This window comes from Geobacillus jurassicus NBRC 107829 (genome assembly GCF_001544315.1).
GTDB classification, from domain to species: Bacteria; Bacillota; Bacilli; order Bacillales; family Anoxybacillaceae; genus Geobacillus; species Geobacillus jurassicus.
The window spans coordinates 1-19179 of sequence record NZ_BCQG01000038.1; the positions used below are offsets into that span (position 1 = coordinate 1).

Annotated in this window: 18 protein-coding genes; all 18 read left to right on the forward strand. The window is 54.4% G+C overall.

All coding sequences use genetic code 11. From position 1 onward, the window contains the following. On the forward strand, positions 1-741 hold a 741-nt coding region (locus GJ1_RS11720), incomplete at its 5' end, for an NADH-quinone oxidoreductase subunit C (RefSeq protein ID WP_157068386.1). A 3-nt stretch (positions 742-744) separates the two neighbouring features. Further along, positions 745-1845, forward strand: coding sequence for an NADH-quinone oxidoreductase subunit D (locus GJ1_RS11725; RefSeq protein WP_066232701.1), 1101 nt, complete (start codon positions 745-747; stop codon positions 1843-1845). Next, entirely contained in the window at positions 1842-2843 is a 1002-nt protein-coding gene (gene nuoH / locus GJ1_RS11730) for an NADH-quinone oxidoreductase subunit NuoH (RefSeq protein ID WP_066232609.1), read from the forward strand. Before GJ1_RS11725 ends, nuoH begins: the two co-directional genes overlap by 4 nt. 113 nt (positions 2844-2956) lie before the next feature. After that, complete coding sequence (gene nuoI, locus GJ1_RS11735; protein WP_044732821.1) at positions 2957-3376, forward strand: NADH-quinone oxidoreductase subunit NuoI; 420 nt, start codon at positions 2957-2959, stop codon at positions 3374-3376. Then, positions 3373-3894 (forward strand): NADH-quinone oxidoreductase subunit J, encoded by a 522-nt coding sequence (locus GJ1_RS11740; protein ID WP_066232611.1) that lies wholly within the window; start codon positions 3373-3375, stop codon positions 3892-3894. Before nuoI ends, GJ1_RS11740 begins: the two co-directional genes overlap by 4 nt. Continuing rightward, the gene (nuoK, locus tag GJ1_RS11745) at positions 3891-4196 is read left to right on the forward strand and encodes an NADH-quinone oxidoreductase subunit NuoK (protein ID WP_066232614.1); all 306 of its coding nucleotides are present in this window, start codon (positions 3891-3893) and stop codon (positions 4194-4196) included. Before GJ1_RS11740 ends, nuoK begins: the two co-directional genes overlap by 4 nt. A 17-nt stretch (positions 4197-4213) precedes the next feature. Further along, positions 4214-6067, forward strand: coding sequence for an NADH-quinone oxidoreductase subunit L (gene nuoL / locus GJ1_RS11750; RefSeq protein ID WP_066232617.1), 1854 nt, complete (start codon positions 4214-4216; stop codon positions 6065-6067). Beyond that, the gene (locus GJ1_RS11755) at positions 6064-7641 is read left to right on the forward strand and encodes an NADH-quinone oxidoreductase subunit M (protein ID WP_066232619.1); all 1578 of its coding nucleotides are present in this window, start codon (positions 6064-6066) and stop codon (positions 7639-7641) included. The genes nuoL and GJ1_RS11755 overlap by 4 nt, the downstream gene beginning before the upstream one ends. A 4-nt stretch (positions 7642-7645) precedes the next feature. Continuing rightward, positions 7646-9139, forward strand: coding sequence for an NADH-quinone oxidoreductase subunit NuoN (gene nuoN, locus GJ1_RS11760; RefSeq protein ID WP_066232622.1), 1494 nt, complete (start codon positions 7646-7648; stop codon positions 9137-9139). Positions 9140-9425: 286 nt separating this feature from the next. Then, on the forward strand, positions 9426-9665 hold the full coding sequence (locus GJ1_RS11765; RefSeq protein ID WP_066232625.1) for a DUF1146 family protein: 240 nt from the start codon (positions 9426-9428) through the stop codon (positions 9663-9665). Between the two features lie 544 nt (positions 9666-10209). After that, positions 10210-10959, forward strand: a complete 750-nt coding sequence (locus tag GJ1_RS11770) for a YwmB family TATA-box binding protein (protein WP_066232628.1) — start codon at positions 10210-10212, stop codon at positions 10957-10959. Between the two features lie 31 nt (positions 10960-10990). Beyond that, the gene (gene murA / locus GJ1_RS11775) at positions 10991-12295 is read left to right on the forward strand and encodes a UDP-N-acetylglucosamine 1-carboxyvinyltransferase (protein WP_066232629.1); all 1305 of its coding nucleotides are present in this window, start codon (positions 10991-10993) and stop codon (positions 12293-12295) included. 432 nt (positions 12296-12727) lie between these two features. Beyond that, positions 12728-13756: a stage II sporulation protein D gene (spoIID, locus tag GJ1_RS11780; protein ID WP_066232631.1), complete on the forward strand. Its 1029-nt coding sequence runs from the start codon at positions 12728-12730 to the stop codon at positions 13754-13756. Between the two features lie 194 nt (positions 13757-13950). Beyond that, on the forward strand, positions 13951-14838 hold the full coding sequence (gene spoIIQ, locus GJ1_RS11785; protein WP_066232632.1) for a stage II sporulation protein SpoIIQ: 888 nt from the start codon (positions 13951-13953) through the stop codon (positions 14836-14838). 182 nt (positions 14839-15020) lie between these two features. Next, positions 15021-15470, forward strand: coding sequence for an Lrp/AsnC family transcriptional regulator (locus GJ1_RS11790; RefSeq protein WP_015376050.1), 450 nt, complete (start codon positions 15021-15023; stop codon positions 15468-15470). 238 nt (positions 15471-15708) lie between these two features. Beyond that, positions 15709-16650: a nickel ABC transporter permease gene (gene nikB, locus GJ1_RS11795; RefSeq protein ID WP_066232635.1), complete on the forward strand. Its 942-nt coding sequence runs from the start codon at positions 15709-15711 to the stop codon at positions 16648-16650. Positions 16651-16677: 27 nt separating this feature from the next. Then, positions 16678-17580 carry an ABC transporter permease gene (locus tag GJ1_RS11800; protein WP_066232638.1) on the forward strand — a complete coding sequence of 301 codons (903 nt, stop codon included), beginning with the start codon at positions 16678-16680 and terminating at the stop codon, positions 17578-17580. Positions 17581-17619: 39 nt separating this feature from the next. Then, positions 17620-19179 carry a glutathione ABC transporter substrate-binding protein gene (locus GJ1_RS11805; RefSeq protein WP_066232642.1) on the forward strand — a complete coding sequence of 520 codons (1560 nt, stop codon included), beginning with the start codon at positions 17620-17622 and terminating at the stop codon, positions 19177-19179.

Consider the following 19179-nt stretch of genomic DNA (forward strand, 5'->3'; position numbering starts at 1 on the left):
TTGCGGAAGCAACGCGAGGCGGCAGCCGCGGGAGGTGGAGCGGAGGACGATCTTGAGCTGGCAAAGAAAAAGGCAGCCGCGGCAGCGAAGGCGAGAGCCGCTGCATTAGCTAAACAAAAAGCGGCGGAAGCGTCAGGCGGCGATGACGAACTGGCCAAGCAAAAAGCCGCTGCCGCGGCGAAGGCGAAAGCGGCAGCGGCCGCCCGGGCAAAGGCTGGAGCAGCTGACGCCGACGGCGGAACCGGACGATCCGTTGCCCCGTCGCCGAACGATCCGCTGCTTGAGAAATATGTCCGCGTCATTCATGAGCATCTCGGGCCGGATGTGCTTGAGGACGCGTACATCAATCGGCTGGCCAAAGACGTGCCGACGCTTGTCGTGAAAAAAGAGGCGTACTACAAAGTCGCCGAGTTTTTGAAATACAATGAACAGCTTCGGTTTGATTATTTGTCCGAGCTGCACGGCACCGATTTTCAGACACATATGGAAGTGTACGTCCATTTGTACTCATACCCGAACCGGCAGCCGGTGGCGCTGAAAGTAAAAATCGAGCGCGACAATCCGGAAATTGATTCGCTCGTTCCGCTTTGGCCTGGGGCGAACTGGCCGGAGTGCGAAGCGTACGATTTGCTTGGCATCCGTTTCCGCGGCCACCCGAACTTGATCCGCATCTTCCTGGGCGAACAATGGGTTGGACATCCGCTGCGCAAAGATTACGAGCCGTATGATGCGGAGGTGTAGATGATGCTGCGCACAGAGGAAATGATTTTGAACGTCGGCCCTCAGCATCCGAGCACGCACGGGGTGTTCCGCCTCATTTTAAAAATTGACGGCGAGATCATCCAAGAGGCGACGCCGGTCATCGGCTATTTGCACCGCGGGACTGAGAAGATCGCCGAAGGGTTGCAATATACGCAAATCATCCCGTACACGGACCGAATGGACTATTTGTCGGCGATGACGAACAACTACGTGCTTTGCCATGCGGTCGAAACGATGATGGGCATTGAAGTGCCGGAGCGGGCCGAATATTTGCGCGTTCTCGCCATGGAGCTCGGGCGGATCGCCAGCCACCTCGTCTGGTGGGGGACGTATTTGCTCGACCTCGGTGCGACGAGCCCGTTTTTGTACGCGTTCCGCGAACGCGAAATGATTATTAATCTATTAAATGAGCTGTCTGGAGCGCGGCTGACGTTCAACTATATGCGCATCGGCGGCGTCAAATGGGATGCGCCGGACGGTTGGATTGACAAAGTGAAGCAGTTCGTTCCGTACATGCGGGAGAAACTTCACGGCTATCATGAGCTTGTCACCGGCAATGAAATTTTTCGCCAGCGCGTCGCCGGTGTCGGCCGGTATACGAAAGAAGAGGCGATCAGCTATTCGTTGAGCGGCGTCAACTTGCGGTCGACCGGCGTCAAATGGGATTTGCGCAAAGATGAGCCATATTCGATCTACGACCGCTTTGACTTTGATGTGCCGGTGCGCGACGGCGGCGACTGCCTCGCCCGCTATGAATGCCGAATGGCGGAAATCGAACAGTCGCTCCGCATTATCGAGCAGGCGTGTGAGCAATTTCCGCCTGAGGGGCCGATCATGGGAAAAGTGCCCCGCATCATTAAAGCGCCGCCTGGGGAGACGTTCGTCCGCATCGAAGCGCCGCGCGGCGAGATCGGCTGCTATATTGCGAGCGACGGCAAAAAAGAGCCGTACCGCCTCAAATTCCGGCGCCCGTCGTTTTACAACTTGCAAATACTCCCGAAGCTGCTCAAAGGAGAAAACTTGGCCAATGTCATCGCCATTCTTGGGTCGATTGACATTGTGCTTGGGGAGGTCGACGGATGATGGAACAATGGCTTGAATCCGCGCCAAGCTGGTCGAACATCGCCCTCTTTTTCGGGCTTGGGGCACTGTTTTTGGCGGTCGTGCTCACCTTTGTCACGTACGCCATTTTGGCGGAGCGGAAAGTGATGGGGTTTATGCAAGGGCGCATCGGCCCGAACCAAGTCGGCGGCCGCTTCGGGCTATTGCAAACCGTTGCGGACGTGTTGAAGCTGTTGTTGAAAGAAGACACGATTCCGAAAGCGGCCGACCGTCCGCTCTACGTGCTGGCGCCGATCATCGCCTTTACGCCGTCGTTTATGGTGCTGGCAGTGCTGCCGTTTACCGATGCGTTCCGGTTTGCCGATATCGGCGTCGGCCTGTTGTATTATATCGCCGTCTCCGGCTTGACGACCGTCGGCGTCGTCGCCGGCGGCTGGGCGTCGAACAACAAATACGCATTGCTTGGCGGCATGCGTGCGGCCGCGCAAATGATTTCATATGAGATTCCGCTCGTCATGTCGGCGCTTGGCGTCGTGCTTTTGGCTGGAAGCATGAATTTGGTCGACATCGTTGCGGCGCAAAAAGACGTCTGGTTCATTTTCGCCCAACCTCTGGCGTTTTTGATCTTCTTCATTGCCGCGGTGGCCGAGTTGAACCGGACACCGTTTGACTTGCCGGAGGCGGAGTCCGAGCTGGTCGCGGGGTTCCATGTCGAATATTCCGGGTTCCGTTGGGCGTTCTTTATGCTCGCCGAGTATGTGTACATGTTCGCGATGGCGGCGCTCGTGACGATTTTGTTTCTCGGCGGCTGGCATCCGGTCGCGTTTCTCGGCTGGATTCCTGGGGCTGTCTGGTTTGCGTTGAAGTTTTGTGCGGTCGTTTTCGTCCTCATTTGGTTTCGCGCCACATTTCCGCGCGTGCGCGCCGACCAGCTGATGGAGTTCGCCTGGAAAGTGCTGCTTCCGCTTTCGCTCGTCAATATCGTGTTGACGGCGGTCGTCAAGGCGTGGTTTTTCTAAAGGAACAAAGCAACTTGCCTTGCCAGGAAGGGGGCAGCCGCCCATGAGCATGGCCTCCTCCTTCGGACAAAGGTCGTGTCGGAACGCCATTTTCCCATGAGAGGGGTAGACGGATGATCGGGTTGATGAAAGGATTAGCGTATACATTAAAGGAATTGACGCGCGAAAAGGTGACGTACGATTACCCGCACGAACCGCTCCCGCTCCCGGATCGGTTTCGCGGCATCCAAAAGTTTTATCCGGAAAAATGCATCGTGTGCAACCAGTGTGTCAACATTTGCCCGACCGAATGCATCCAGCTGACCGGGAAAAAGCACCCGGACCCGGCGAAAAAAGGGAAAGTGATTGAGACGTACAACATCAACTTTGAAATTTGCATTTTATGCGATTTGTGCACGGAAGTGTGCCCGACGGAAGCGATTGTCATGACGAACAACTTTGAGCTCGCCGAATACAGCCGCGACGCTCTGTATAAAGATTTGGCCTGGCTGGATGAAAACGATACGAACATAAGAAGGGAGAATAAGCCGTGAGCGGAACAGACATCGCCTTTTTCTTGCTTGCCCTCGCGGCGATTGCGGGCGGGGTGACAATGCTCCAGCTGACGAACGTCGTCCACATGGTCGTCGCTCTTGTCATGACGTTTTTAGGCATTGCCGGGCTGTACGTGCTGTTGTCCGCTGAATTCGTCGCTGTCGTGCAAGTGCTCATTTATTCCGGAGCCATCACGATCATCATGCTGTTTGCCATCATGCTGACGCGCCATCATAGAGATGAGAAGGAGCGCCAAACCACCGGCGGCGTCTGGCATAAAGCGGTTGCCGCCATCTCCGTCATCGCCTTCGGCCTTGCCGTCTACTTCGGCATCCGCCGGCTCGACTTTGGCGCTGACGGCAGCGCATTGGCGGGCGACAACGTCAAGACGATCGGCAAATTGCTTTACTCGTATTATACGATTCCGTTTGAAATCGTGTCCGTCATTTTACTTGTCGCTTTGATCGGCGCGATCGTGCTGGCGAAAAAAGACGGCAAGGAGGCGGGGGACAAATGACGTTATCGGCTTATTTGGCGCTGGCGCTCATTTTGTTTTGCATCGGGCTGTACGGGGCGCTCACGAAGCGGAATACGGTCATTGTGCTCATCTGCATTGAGCTGATGTTAAATGCGGTCAACATCAATTTCGTCGCTTTTGCCAAATACGGCGCCCATCCCGGCGTTCGCGGGCACGTGTTCGCTCTGTTTGCGATCGCCGTGGCGGCGGCGGAAGCAGCCGTCGGTTTAGCCGCGCTCATCGCCTTTTACCGCAGCCGGAAGACGGTTCAAGTCGATGAAGCCAATTCGTTGAAACATTAGAGAAGGAGATGGAAACGATGATGAACCTGGCTTGGATCGTGCCGCTGTTCCCGCTTGGTTCGTTCATTCTGTTGTTGCTGTTCGGACAGAGGTGGAAGCAAGCAAGCGCCTATGTCGGCATCGCCGCGACGTTGTTGTCGCTGCTTTTGGCGTTCGCTGTGCTCGTTGACCGCCTCGGTGGGTCGACGTATGAGGCGAATTGGACATGGATGACGTTGGGCGATGTGACATTGACGGCCGGGATTTCCGTCACCGCGCTAAACGCTTGGATGCTTGTCGTCGTCGCGCTGGTCAGCTGGCTCGTTCATGTGTATTCGCAAGGGTACATGGCTGGAGATGAGCGGTTTTCGACGTTTTATGCGTACTTAGGGTTGTTTACGTTTGCGATGCTCGGGCTTGTGCTGTCGCCGAATTTGCTGCAGGCGTACATCTTTTGGGAGCTCGTCGGGCTCGGGTCGTTCTTGCTGATCGGTTTTTACTTTTATAAAGAAGAAGCAAAAGCGGCGGCCAAAAAAGCGTTCATCATGACGCGCATCGGCGACGTTGGCTTTTTCATCGGCATGATGCTCCTCTTTTGGCAGACAAACAGCTTTGATTACGATGACATTTTCCGCGCCGTCGGAGACGGCACGCTGTCGCCGGGGATGACGATGCTCGCGGCGATCCTGATTTTCATCGGTGCCATCGGCAAATCGGGGCAATTTCCGCTCCACACGTGGCTTCCGGACGCGATGGAAGGCCCGACGCCGGTGTCGGCGCTCATCCACGCCGCGACGATGGTGGCGGCTGGGGTGTATCTTGTGGCCGCGTTGTTTCCTCTGTATGAGGCAAGCCATGCGGCCATGATGACGGTGGCAGCGATCGGCGGGGTGACGGCCATTTTCGCCGCGACGATCGGTTTAGTGCAGACGGACATTAAGCGCGTCCTCGCCTATTCGACGATCAGCCAGCTTGGTTATATGATGTTGGCGCTTGGCGCAGGCAGCTATGTCGCGGCCATCTTCCATTTGACGACGCACGCCTTCTTTAAAGCGCTCCTCTTTTTGGCCGCCGGGAGCGTCATCCATGCCGTCCATACACAAAACATTGAGGAAATGGGAGGGCTTTGGCGGCGGCTGCCATGGACCGCGCCGCTATTCCTCATCGGGGCGCTGTCGATCAGCGGGGTGCCGCTGTTTGCCGGCTTTTTCAGCAAGGACGAAATTTTGGCCGCCGCCTGGACGAACGGGCCGCGCCTCCTCTTTTGGCTCGCGGTTGCTGCGGCGCTGTTGACGTCGTTTTATATGTTCCGGCTCTTTTTCCTCGTCTTTGCCGGCAAAGCGCGCCGTCATGAAGATGCTCATGAGGCGCCAGCCTCGATGGTGGCGCCAATGCTTGTGCTAGGCGTGCTGTCGATTGCGTCCGGGTACATGCAAACGCCGTGGTTTGGCTCGTTCCTTGGCGAATGGCTGACCGATGGAACGTACCATCATGAAGCGGCGCCGGGATGGATCGCCGTTATAGCGACAGTCGTGTCGCTCGCTGGGATTCTCCTTGCCTGGCTGATGTACGGGGCGCAGAAAATGCCGCGCGATTGGCTGTCCGCGCGCGTTCCGTATATCGATGAGCTGTTGCGCCGCCACTACTATATCGATGACATATACCGTTTTACGGTTGTGGCGCTCGTGTCATTCATCAGCCGCCTGTTGGCGTATGTCGACCGCTTCCTCGTTGAAGGGCTCGCCCGGCTTGCCGCCGGCATCGTCGGTGCGGCTGCCTCGGCTGGATCGCGCGGGCAAAACGGGCAGGTGCAGACGTATGGGGCGGTGACGGTGTCCGGATTGGCGATCTTGGTCGTCATCTTTGCCTTGACAGGGGGGTACTGGCTATGACGTTTTTATCGTTGCTCGTCTTTTCACCGCTGTTAGGCATCGTGTTGCTGATGTTTGTCCGCAAAACGGATGCGAAGATGATTCAATGGCTCGGGACGGCCGCCACCGTACCGCCGCTCATTTTGGCGTTGTTTGCTTTCATCCAGTCCGGACGCGGGTTTCGCCTCGAGCAGCTCGATGAAGCACGCGACTGGGTGCGGCTTACTGACCTGCCATTTTTGACTGACACGGCGTATGTCATCCGCTATGAGCTTGGCATCGACGGGCTGTCGCTTGTCTTTATCGTTCTGACTGCGGTGTTGGCGACGTTGGCCGCTGTCGCGTCGATGCTTGTCAAAACGGAGAAAAAAGGGTTTTTTCTCTGGCTGTTGGCGCTCGAGATCGGCATGCTCGGCGTGTTTGCCGCCGCCAATTTCGTCTGGTTTTTCCTCTTTTTAGAGGTGACGTTGGTCGCCATGTTTTTTCTCGTCGGCAAATGGGGCGGGTTTGAGCGAGAGCGGGCGGCATACGGCTACTTGCTGTACAACGGGCTCGGCTCGGCCTTGTTGCTTGTCGTGATCGCGGTGCTCATCGCCCGCACCGGAACAGCGAACTTTGCCTTGCTCCATGAGATGTTACATAATCCTGTTGCCCAAGGACAATGGATTGCGCCGCTGACGGAGGAAGGGCGGCGTTGGCTGCTCGGCGGGCTGCTGTTGGCGTTTGCCGTCAAGCTGCCGGCCGTTCCGCTCCACCGCTGGCTCATCCGCGTCCACGTCGAAGCGCCGCCGCCGGTCGTTATGCTTCATGCCGGGGTGTTGCTGAAAATCGCGGCGTACGGGATGATTCGCTTCGGGGTCGGCTTGTTTCCGGACGAGTTCCGCGCATTCGCCGGCGCCATTGCGGTGTTTGGCGTCATCAACGTGCTGTACGGCGCGCTGTTGGCGCTTCGGCAGCGCGAACTGAAGCACGTGCTCGCCTACTCGAGCGTGTCGCATATGGGGGTTGTGCTCATCGGCCTCGGCGCGTTGAATGAGGCCGGCATTCAAGGGGCGGTCTTTCAATCGGTCGCTCACGGGCTCATCTCGGCCTTGTCGTTTTTGCTTGTCGGCGTGCTCGCCCATCGAATGGGAACAACCGACATCAACCGGCTCGGCGGGTTGGCGAAAGCGATGCCGCTTTTTTCCGGGTATTTGCTCACGGCGGCGCTCGCCTTGCTTGGCTTGCCGGGGATGGCGGGGTTTGTCGGCGAATTTACCTCGTTTCTCGGGCTGTTCCAAACGAAGCCGGCTCTTGCCGCAGCTGGGGCGCTTGGGTTGATCTTCGCCGCTGTTTACTCGCTGAAGGCCATCCTTGACATTACATTTGGCCGCGCCTGCGACCGTCAGGAAGCGGTCGTGGGCTGGCGTGATCCGCAAGTATCTGCGGCAAGCCTAGGCGAGCTGCAAGGGGGCGTCGTTGACTTGCAAGCGAAAGAAGCTGTGCCGGCGTTCATCCTCGTCGCCTTGATCGTGGCCGTCGGCGTCTATCCGCAGCTATTGGCCGCGCCGCTGGATGCCGTGGTCGAGACGATGATGAACGGGCTAGGGGGTTGATCCAATGAACAATGTATGGCAATCCGACTGGAGCATGATGGCGCCCGAATGGATCGTCCTCGCGGCCGCCATCGTGCTGCTGGTGATTGATTTGGCGCTGCCAAGTGATCGAAGCCGTCGTCCGCTCGCCTGGGGCGCCGCGGCGGCGGCGGCGCTCGCCATGATCGCGACAGCGGCGATGATCCCGGCCGAGCCGGCGTCGATTTTGCATGATACGTTTCGGCTCGATGCGTTCGCAAAAGCGTTCAAGCTCATTTTGTTGGCTGGCGGAGCGCTCGCCCTGCTTTTAGTGGCTGAGTGGGAGCCGAAAGAAGGCAGTCCTCACCGCGGCGAATTTGCCTATATGATGCTGTTTGCGCTGCTTGGGGCGATGATGGTGGCGTCCAGCGGCGACTTGCTTACACTATTTGTCAGCCTTGAGCTGCTCTCGGTGTCGTCCTACATTTTGGCCGGCTTGCGCAAAACAGCGTCGGCCTCAAACGAGGCGGCGCTCAAATACGTCATTAACGGAGGCATCGCCACCGCCATCATGCTGTTTGGCATGAGCTATGTGTTCGGCTTGACCGGAGCGACGAATCTCGGCGACATCGCGCGCCGGCTGCAGGAGACGAACGAGCCGTACATGCTTGCTTTGGCGTTTCTCCTTTTGCTCATCGGCGTTTCGTTTAAGCTGGCGACCGTTCCGTTCCATATGTGGGCGCCGGACGTGTACGAAGGGGCGCCCGTTCCGGCGACGGCGTTTTTTGCCGTCGTGTCGAAAACGGCCGGCTTTGTTCTTCTCCTCCGCTTGTTGGTGACGATGTTTGCCGCTGCGCCGTCTGAAGGGCGCGAGCCGTCGTCGCTTCTCTTGTCGATGCAGCCGGTCATCACCATATTGGCCGGGCTGACGATGATCATCGGCAGCGTCGTGGCGCTTCGGCAGCGGAGCTTAAAGCGGCTGCTCGCCTACTCGAGCATCGCCCACGCCGGTTACTTGCTCGCTGGGTTTGCTGCGATGTCATGGGCGATGATCGATTCACTCTGGATGTATTTGCTTGTCTATACGTTAATGAACATTGGGGCGTTTGCCATTATCGCCCATATTGTCAATGAAACCGGCTCCGATGATTTGGATGGGCTCGCCGGTTTATACCGACACCGCCCGCTGCTGGCTGCGGCGCTCGGGCTGTTTTTGCTTTCGCTTGCCGGCATCCCGGGCACGGCCGGGTTTATCGCCAAACTGTATATATTCATCGGCCTTGTCGTCACGGAGCCAGGCCATTACGTGCTCGCTGCGGTGATGGCCATCACGACCGTCATCTCGTACGTGTATTATTTCAATTTGATCGTCCAGCTCTTTTTCCGTCCGACGTTCACCGCGCCGCTCGGACGGCTGCCGGCCGGGCTGTCGACCGCCGTCGTCCTTTGCGCGCTCGGAACGTTGGCGATCGGCTGGGCGCCGGGGCTGGCTTACGATGTGCTCGCCCAGTTTGGACATTTTGGCGATTTTTTGCCGTAACAGTAGAATAAAGGGAGAGGGAAGCCTCTCCTCTTTTTTTGCGCCGCTGGCCGCGTGAAAAAATGGGGTGTATGCGCCGGTTGCTTTGTTTTGGGAGACGGGAGTGCTTTGGCTGCGAGGCTGTTTCGGTCTCGGGAAAGAAGGGAATGCTTTGTTTCGGGACCGAAAGGCTTGCCATGCGCCGCTTTTAGTCCATTCGCGGCATTGGCTGCTTGCGGCGTTTCGGAAATGAACAGAAGCGTCATATGCACCGTTTCACGTATACTTGGGAAAGAGGTGAACTTTGATGATGCCGGTCATTGGTCAACAAGCGTTGATTTCGATTATCGTCCACTTAGCGTTTCTAGCGGTGACGTGGTGGACGCTGCAGGCGGTGCGGCTCGAGGTGCTGCTTCGGCCGAACCGCGTCGTCCAAGGGCGTCTGCTGTACATTTTATTGACGATCGCCATCGGCTCGACGGTGGCGAACTTTTTCCTCGACTATTGGGCGTGGTCGACCGATTTGCCGTATTTATTCCGCGATTAAAGAGGCCGGGGCGCCGTATGGCATGAGCTGCATGGCGCCGCTTTGGCCCCCGCTCCTCGCCGACAAGAGGCTTCATCCGTTGCCGCCGCATTTCCCTTCCGTCCTTTTCCGCCCTGCTGTTTTGCCGGTGCGGCATTGGGGAGGGCTTTTTGTTTGGCCCGTTGTTTCGCACGTGGCGGATTATTCTGCCTTTCGCTGTATCCTTGTCTAAAACGGCGGCGAAAGACGTCCCATTTCCCTCAACCGCCTGTTCAGAAACGCGGGAAAGGCGGCGTTGAAAGCGGTCGACGTCCCATTGTTACACTGCCACGGTTGTCTCTTTTCTTGAGCCAGCGTTTGGACGATGTTTAGCGGCAAGCTGATCCTCATCCGACCTCTGTCCTTTCCCCGTCTGCCGCCTCGTTCTTTGCGCCGATAGGTTGCCCGTCTTCTTTGGTTTTTATTCATGAAACCGATTTCAAAAACCGTTATGTGTCGATTTTTTTGACGTATGTTCCCTTGTCCGGTGGCAACAATAACAAGTAAGGAGAGGAAGGGAACGAAGATGAGACAAATGAGTTGGTTGATGGTGCTGGCCGCTGCAGTCTTGTTGCTGGCCGCAGGGCAACACCGGACGGAAGGCGCTCAGGGGAACGAATGGTCCAAACCGTTGGAAATGATGGCGCGCACATTGGCGCAGCACGGTGCTTCGCTCGGCCGCTGGGTCGTGTACACAAGAGAGTATGCCCACGATATTCAAAATGATGCGGATTTTTTAAAAAAAATGGCGGAATTGAAACAAACATACCGCTCCTTTCGCTGGACGTTCCACCATACCCGACATTGGCAAAAAGCGATCGGCACGAACGACCATTCCTTCTTTCGTGAACAAATTCAGCTCGTGACGACCGTCACAAATGGAACGCCGCAAACGTATATCCTCTATGAAGCAACCGGCCCAACGTGGAGCCAAGCTAGCTGGAAAGACGCAGCACAGCACATTCAAGAAACGACGAACGGACTATTTGTGAATCACCCTACATTTTTTGCTTGTATTGAAGGCGAGTTCAATGGTAATATGAAAGGTGGTTTGTTCGATCAAGCCTCTCAATTGCTGCGTGATCTTCAAGCGACGCCTGTCGAGTGGCTGCGGGAAGAGTCACTCGTTTCCCTGTCTGCATATACTGGGCAGTGGAAGAACGTTCTCCCGGCCGCCAATCATCAGCCGATCAACCTGCAACTCGCCTTGAGGAAAAGTTTGGGCGGCAAGACGCGCGTCGTTGCTGGAACCCCAATCATTACCATTGAATACTAATATAGAGAAATTGGACGCGGAGGGGAATACCTTGGAAAAGATCATCGTCCGTGGCGGAAACCGGTTGAGCGGCACCGTCAAAGTGGAAGGCGCAAAAAATGCCGTTTTGCCTGTCATCGCTGCCACTTTATTGGCCACGAAAGGAACAAGTACGATTCATGATGTGCCTGCTCTTTCCGATGTATATACAATCAGCGAAGTGCTCCGCTATTTAGGCGCCGATGTGCACATTGCCGGCGAGACGGTCACCGTCGATGCCACCGGTCCGTTGACGGTGGAAGCGCCGTTTGAATATGTGCGAAAAATGCGTGCGTCGGTGCTTGTCATGGGGCCGCTGTTGGCGCGCAACGGCCGAGCCCGCGTGGCGCTGCCGGGCGGCTGTGCCATTGGTTCGCGCCCGATCGACCAACATTTAAAAGGATTTGAAGCGATGGGCGCGTCTGTGAAAGTCGGCAATGGCTTTATCGATGCGGAAGTGAACGGACGGCTCCGCGGCGCCAAAATTTATTTGGACTTTCCAAGCGTCGGGGCGACGGAAAACATTATGATGGCCGCCGTGCTCGCGGAAGGCACGACTGTGATCGAAAACTGCGCCAAAGAGCCGGAAATCGTCGATTTGGCGAACTTTTTGAACGCGATGGGCGCCAAAGTGCGCGGCGCCGGCACCGGAACGATTCGAATTGAGGGAGTTGACGAGCTCGTCGGCACAACGCATACGGTCATTCCGGACCGCATCGAAGCCGGCACGTTTATGGTGGCGGCGGCGATCACCGGCGGCAATGTCCTCGTGCAAGGAGCCGTTCCGGAACATTTAGGCTCGCTGATCGCCAAACTCGAAGAAATGGGCGTGACCGTCATTGAAGAGGAAAACGGCGTGCGTGTCATCGGTCCGGAAAAGCTGAAAGCCGTCGACATTAAAACGATGCCATACCCGGGCTTTCCGACCGACATGCAGTCGCAAATGATGGCTCTCTTGTTGAAAGCGGAAGGCACGAGCATGATCACCGAGACGGTGTTTGAAAACCGCTTTATGCATGTGGAGGAATTCCGGCGCATGAACGCCGACATTAAAATTGAAGGGCGTTCCGTCATTATTAATGGCCCGTGCCAGCTGCAAGGCGCCGAAGTGGCGGCCACCGATTTGCGCGCAGCGGCGGCGTTGATTTTGGCTGGACTCGCGGCGGACGGCTACACGCGCGTGACCGAGCTTCGTCATCTCGACCGCGGGTATGTCCGCTTCCACGAAAAGTTGGCTGCGCTTGGGGCCGACATTGAACGCGTCCGCGAAGAGATGGAACAACTCGATCAAGTGCAAGCGATCAAATGGAACGGATAACGAGCGAAAAAACGACCGTGAACTGCCTTTCAGCAGGGAATGGTCGTTTTTTTCTTGGAACACGGGCGACCGTCGAAGGACGGTAAAAAACAGCCGTTCGTTCCTAACGGCCTGTTTTGAAGCTCAGAGAAAGACCGTCTGTATGAAATTTCTCCATAAGCTTGATCGCATCGCGCGCGGCAAGTCGCGACGGTGGTGAAACATGTGCTTTCGAAAAGCCCCTTGTTCCATCGCCCCCTATTCAGTCACCGACTTTTTTCAACGGCTTCATGTTTAGGCGGAGGGCGAAACGCGCTCAAGGATTTTCTATGAAAAGAAAAATGTCATACATACTTGTCCGAGCCCATAACTATAGTAACGAACCGAAGCCAATGCAGGCATTCGTTCGCGATGTCCGCTTGTGCTTGGAAAACGCATATTGGGGGCTCGGCTATGGTGAAACGACTGAAACCAGTGATGGTGCTCGCTTTCTCGCTGTTTGTCGCCATCCTCGTCATTCCGACGGCGCTCGTTCTTCCATTTTATGACGGGAAGGTGGCTAAGTTGGCCGAACAACTGCACAAGCAAGAACAAATCCAGCGGTCGCAGGCAGCCGAAGGGCCGTCCATCGACGTGGCGGTCTATCGAAGCAAAGAACAACGCGTCGAACATATTCCGCTCGAGCAATACGTCATCGGCGTCGTCGCGGCGGAAATGCCGGCTGAATTTGAGCTCGAGGCATTAAAGGCGCAAGCGTTGACGGCACGAACATACATCGTCAAGCAACTGCTCGCCAACCAGCCGTTTCGCCTGCCAAAAGGGGCGAACGTGACGGATACGGTGACCCATCAAGTGTATTACAGCGATGACGAATTGCGAAAGCTATGGGGCAGCGACTACGATTGGAAAATCAAAAAAGTGACAAAAGCGGTGATGGACACGCAAGGACAAATTTTGACATACAACAACGAGCCGATCGAGGCGCTGTTTTTTTCGACAAGCAACGGCTACACGGAAAATTCCGAAGCCTATTGGCAAAGCGATTTTCCGTATTTAAAAAGCGTCGCCAGCCCGTGGGACAAACAATCGCCGAAATTTCACCAGCGGAAGACGATGTCGGTGGACGAATTTGAACGGAGGCTTGGGGTGACGTTGCCTGCTGACGGATCAGTCGGCGTCATTGTATCGCGCACCCCCGGACGCCGTGTCGGCGAAGTGAAGATCGGCGGCAAGACGTTTACGGGCCGCGACGTGCGCGAACGGCTCGGGTTGCCGTCGAGTGATTTCACTTGGGTGCGCAATGGAGATGACATCGTCATTACGACGAAAGGTTACGGCCATGGCGTCGGCATGAGTCAATACGGGGCCAACTTTATGGCCAAAGAAGGGAAAACGTACGCTGACATTGTCAAATATTATTACCGCGGCGTCCATATTTCGTCGGCGACGGCGTTTTTGAACAAGCTGACGGCGAAAAATTGATGAGCCGGGGGCCTCGCTCCCCGGTTTTTCTGTCAAACTTTCGGGGCAAAAGGCAGGGAGACGCCCCTCGCCATGCGCCCCCTTATTTTTTTGTATAAAAATCTAGCCTAATGTCAAAAAATAAGTGAAAAAATTATTTTCTATGTGTATATCTTTTCCTCTTTCTGTTCAAAATGGTTGCTGAGGTGATGAACATGAGAGAGGAACAAAAACAATCGTCGCTGAAGCGTCTGTTCCGCAAACGTTGGGTATTTCCGGCGATCTATTTATCATCTGCCGCGTTGATCGTCGCTGGCGCGCTTTGGTTCCAATTGGGCAAAGAGGAGAATACGGGCAGAGACAACGTGGCGAAAAACGGCACCGCCCAGCAAGAAAATCCAGCTGTTCCGGTCAATGAAACGGTCGAAACGATTGCGATGCCGGTGCTTGATCCGAATGCGGTGCAAGTGAAAACGCCGTTCTATGATGACAACGCATCGGAAGCAGAACAGGAAGCAGCCCTCGTCTTTTATGATCATACGTACCACCCGAACCAAGGCGTCGACTTGGTGCGCCAAGACGGCAAAACGTTTGACGTCACCGCTTCCTTAAGCGGCACGGTGACGAAAGCGGAAAAAGACCCGATTTTAGGCTACGTTGTCGAAATCAACCATGAACAAGGGGTTACGACCGTCTATCAATCGCTCGCTGACGTGAAAGTCGAAGCTGGCGACACGGTGAAACAAGGCGAAGTGATCGGCAAGGCAGGGCAAAGCGAATTCAACAAAGAAGCCGGCATCCACGTCCACTTTGAAATTCGCAAAGACGGCCGGGCGGTGAATCCGATTGATTATGTCGACAAACCGTTGACTGCTTTGACTGACAAAGCGGAAGACAACGCAGGAAGCGATCGCGCCGCCACGAGCAAAGAAAAAGAATTGATGCCAAGCGACGAAACAGCGCCGACAGACGAAAACCCGGCGAATGAACAAGCGCCGGCTGACGATCATTCGACGGCGCCAAGCGACAACAATCAAGACGAAAACAACGACGCTTCGTCCTACAAAACGCCAGACGCCTCGATCGGCATGGCAAGAGCGTAATCGACAAAGCGCCTAGCAGAGGAAACGAAAAATGCGACGAAAAGGCCTGTCCGTTTGCCAAGACAAACGGGCGGGCCTTTTTTCATCGTCATGTTGCGCCCTAGAGGGATGAAAAAGCTTTCAACCTGGCAGCCGGAGCGGGTATAATGATAGAAAATGGATGCTAGGCGGGTGACAAGGCAGTGAAACTAGATGACATCGACCGCAAAATTCTTGAGCTGTTGATTGAAGATGGCCGAATGTCATACGTCGACATCGGCAAAAAACTGAATCTCTCGCGCGTCGCCGTCCGCGAACGGGTCAACCAGCTCGTCAAGCACGGCGTCATTGAAAAGTTCACCGTCGTCATTAATTCAGAGAAATTCGGCAAGCAAGTCTCGGCGTTTTTCGAGGTTGACTGCGAGCCGGCGTATTTGGTCGAAGTGGCGCAAAAGCTGGCCGAAAACCCAAACGTGGCGAGCTGCTACCAAATGACCGGCCCGAGCACGCTCCATATGCACGTTCTCGTTGAAGATTTTGCCGCCCTCGAAAAATTCATCAACAATGAGCTGTATGCGTTAGAAGGCATCACGAGAGTCGAAAGCCATATTTTGCTTCGCCGCTTTAAGAGCCGGACGGGGTTGAAGTTGTAGCGGCCGCCTCTGGCAGGGCCGTGAAGCCCGGTAAAAAGCGTCCCGTAAAGGGGCGTTTTTTTTTATTCATAATAAAAAATTCAATTTTTTTAGAGAATTATGTAGAAAAATGATTCGAATTCCTATATAATCATAAAAAACAAAATAAAAATTAACTTTGTTAAATATCAATTTGATTTTAATTAACAAATGCATATAAAATTCTCTTTTATATAAACAACGGAAAGGAGTGAGTATGATGGTAGGGATGATTGTCAGAAGATTTTTTCAGCTTATCCTCCTATTGGTCGGCATCTCGTTCCTCGTCTTTACGAGCATGTATATCGCTCCGGGGGACCCAGCAACGATCATTGCTGGCCCGACCGCATCACAGTCAGACATAGAGGCCATCCGCAAAGATTTAGGGCTTAACGACCCGTTCCTTGTCCAGTATGGCCGTTACATAAACGGGGTGCTCCATGGTGATCTTGGTTATTCGTACCAAACGAAACAGCCGGTGTGGGACGCGATCATGACGCGGTTTCCGAACACGCTTAAGCTAGCCATCGCCAGCATTATTGTGGCGGTCATCATTGGTGTCGTTGCCGGCATTATTTCTGCCATCCGGCAAAATTCATGGTTTGACGTCTCCAGCACCGTCTTTGCTTTGGCAGGCATTTCGATCCCGAACTTTTGGCTTGGCACCGTGCTCATTTTAATTTTCGCTGTCAACTTGCAGTTGCTTCCCGTCGGCGGGTTGGATCAGCCGTTTTATACGGCAGAAGGGTTGAAGCAGCTGGTGCTGCCGGCCATTACGCTTGGGACCGGGTCAGCAGCAATGATTGCGAGAATGAGCCGTTCGTCGATGCTCGAGGTCATCCGAGCCGACTTTATTCGGACAGCACGGGCCAAAGGCTTAAGAGAGCGGACGGTCATTTGGGTGCATGCCTTGCGCAACGCCATGATCCCCGTCATTACTGTCATTGGCCTAAACTTTGGTTTTTTGCTCGGCGGCACGATCATCACCGAACAGGTTTTTGCCATTAACGGCGTCGGCCGCCTGATGGTGCAAGCCATTGCCGCCCGGGACTTCCCGATGGTGCAAGGCTCCGTCTTGCTTGTTGCTACGTTGTTTGTCTTAGTCAACCTGATTGTTGACATTATTTATACATTTATCGACCCGCGTATTAGTTACGATTAAATGAGCGATAGAAAGGGGGGAAAATGAATGGAAACCGGTGCAGCGGTGAAAACAGGCCATGCGACAGCCGACCTTGGACGCAAGAAAGAAAAAATGTACATCACCACGCTCAGGCGGTTGCTGAAAAACAAGTTGGCAATCGTGGGGCTTGTCATCATCGCCATTCAAGTACTCATGGCCATCTTTGCCCCGTGGCTCGCCACCCATGATCCGGTCAAGCAAAATTTGTCAGCGGCTGAGCTGCCGGTTTTTTCCGATGGACATTGGCTTGGAACCGATAACTACGGGCGGGATATTTGGAGTCGCATCGTATATGGCGCCCGCATTTCCCTCGTTGTCGGCATCGTTTCCGTCAGCTTAGGGCTCATCGGTGGGGTGGCGCTCGGCCTGTTGGCAGGGTATTACAAAAAACTCGACGGACTGATCATGCGGATTGTCGACTTGCTGTTTGCGTTTCCGGGCATTTTGCTTGCCATGCTCATCATCGCTATTTTAGGCACCGGCTTGATGAATGTGGCGATCGCCATTAGCATTTGGTCGATCCCGACGTGCGCCCGCATCGTCCGTGGCAGCGTTTTGTCGATCAAAAATCGCGAGTATATTTTGGCGATGAAAGCGCTCGGGGCGAGCAACGCCCGTATCATCATCAAACATATTTTGCCAAACTGTTTGGCGCCGATCATTGTGTTTGCGACGATGCGCATGGCAACTGCCATTTTATCTGCTGCCTCGCTCAGCTATTTGGGGCTCGGCGCTCAGCCGCCGACGCCGGAGTGGGGAGCCATGATTGCCGCTGGCCAGGCGTTTATGTGGACGTCGCCGCACATGACGGTCGTTCCAGGCATCGCTATTATGCTCGTCGTCTTCGCCTTTAACGTCGTTGGCGACGGATTGCGCGATGCGCTGGATCCAAACATGGATATCAATTAATCAAACATAAATAAATAAACCGTTTTGGAGGGAAGAACAGTGAAAAAGAAGTATTGGTCTTACGTCTTGCTTGTTCTCATGCTTGCCATTTCTGGAGCATTGGCTGGATGCGCAGGCAAATCCGCTTCTAACAATGCCTCATCCGGATCACAAGGGAAAGAAAACGTTGCCCAAGAATTGACGTATGCGATGACATCTGACGTCGTTGGCCTTTCGCCGATTTTAACGAACGACTCTGTATCATCGACGGTTATCGATCAAGTGTATGAAACGTTGTTCGTCCGCGATCCAGAGACGATGGAAATCAAGCCGCATTTGGCGGAATCGTATGAAACTCCAGATGATAAAACGTGGGTTATTAAATTGAGAAAAGGCATCAAGTTTCATGATGGCACTGATTTTAACGCCGAAGCAGTCAAGTATACGTTTGATAAGCTGAGAGATCCGAAGACGGCGGCGCCGCGGGCCTCGCTTCTTGAACCGGTTGAATCGGTCGAAGTGAAAGATGATTACACGGTAGTAATCAAAACCAAGTACCCATATGGCCCGATGTTGGCGGCTTTGTCACATACGAATGCTTCTATCGTCAGTCCGACAGCCGATCAAAAGCAAGACTTGATGAAACAGCCAGTTGGCACCGGTCCGTTTAAATTTGTCGAATGGGTGCCGGGCGACCATGTGACATTAGAGAAAAACGATGACTATTGGCAAGGTGCGCCGAAGCTGGAGAAAGTGACGTTCAAAGTTGTTCCGGAAGTGACGACCGCGATTTCGATGCTGCAGACCGGCGATGTGCAATTTATCGACAATATCCCGGCTGAACAGTTGTCCCGCATCGAATCGATGAAAAACGTCCAGCTGATTAAAAAAGAGGGCACGCCGGTCTACTATTTAGGGTTTAATATGAAAAAGAAACCAATGAACGAACTCGCCTTCCGTCAGGCCGTTTCCTATGCGATCAACAAAGATGAGTATATTCAGCAGCTGAAAGGACTTGGGGTGAAATCAAACAGTGTCATCGGCCCGAAAGTGTTCGGCTATGATGAATCGTCAGAAAACGTCGCTTACACCTATGATCCGGAAAAAGCGAAACAGCTCGTTGAAGAGCATGGCTATAAAGGAATAACGATTAAAATGCTTGTAGCCAATACAGCAACCCATATGAAAATGGCGGAGATCGTTCAAGCCCAGTTGAAAGAAGTTGGTATCAACGCCGAAATCGAATCGATGGAGTGGGGAACATTCTTAGATTCAGCGAGACAAGGGAAATATGATATAACATTCCTAAGTTGGGCGAATCTCACTGCTGATGGTAGCGAGTTGTTTTATCCGAACTTTCATTCAAAAAATATGGGGGCAACAAATCGAATCTTCTACAACAACCCAACGTTCGATAAACTCGTAGAAGAGTCGCGCACGGCTATTGACCCAGAAGTACGCAAGCAAAAGTTAAAAGAAGCGAATGAATTCTTGCTGAAAGACGCAGCCGTTGTCGTGATGAACCACGGCGTTGTGACGGCAGCCGTCGATCAATCGGTGAAAGGATTGGAGATCGATCCGACAGGACAATGGTCGCTCTATCACGTTCATAGAGAGTAG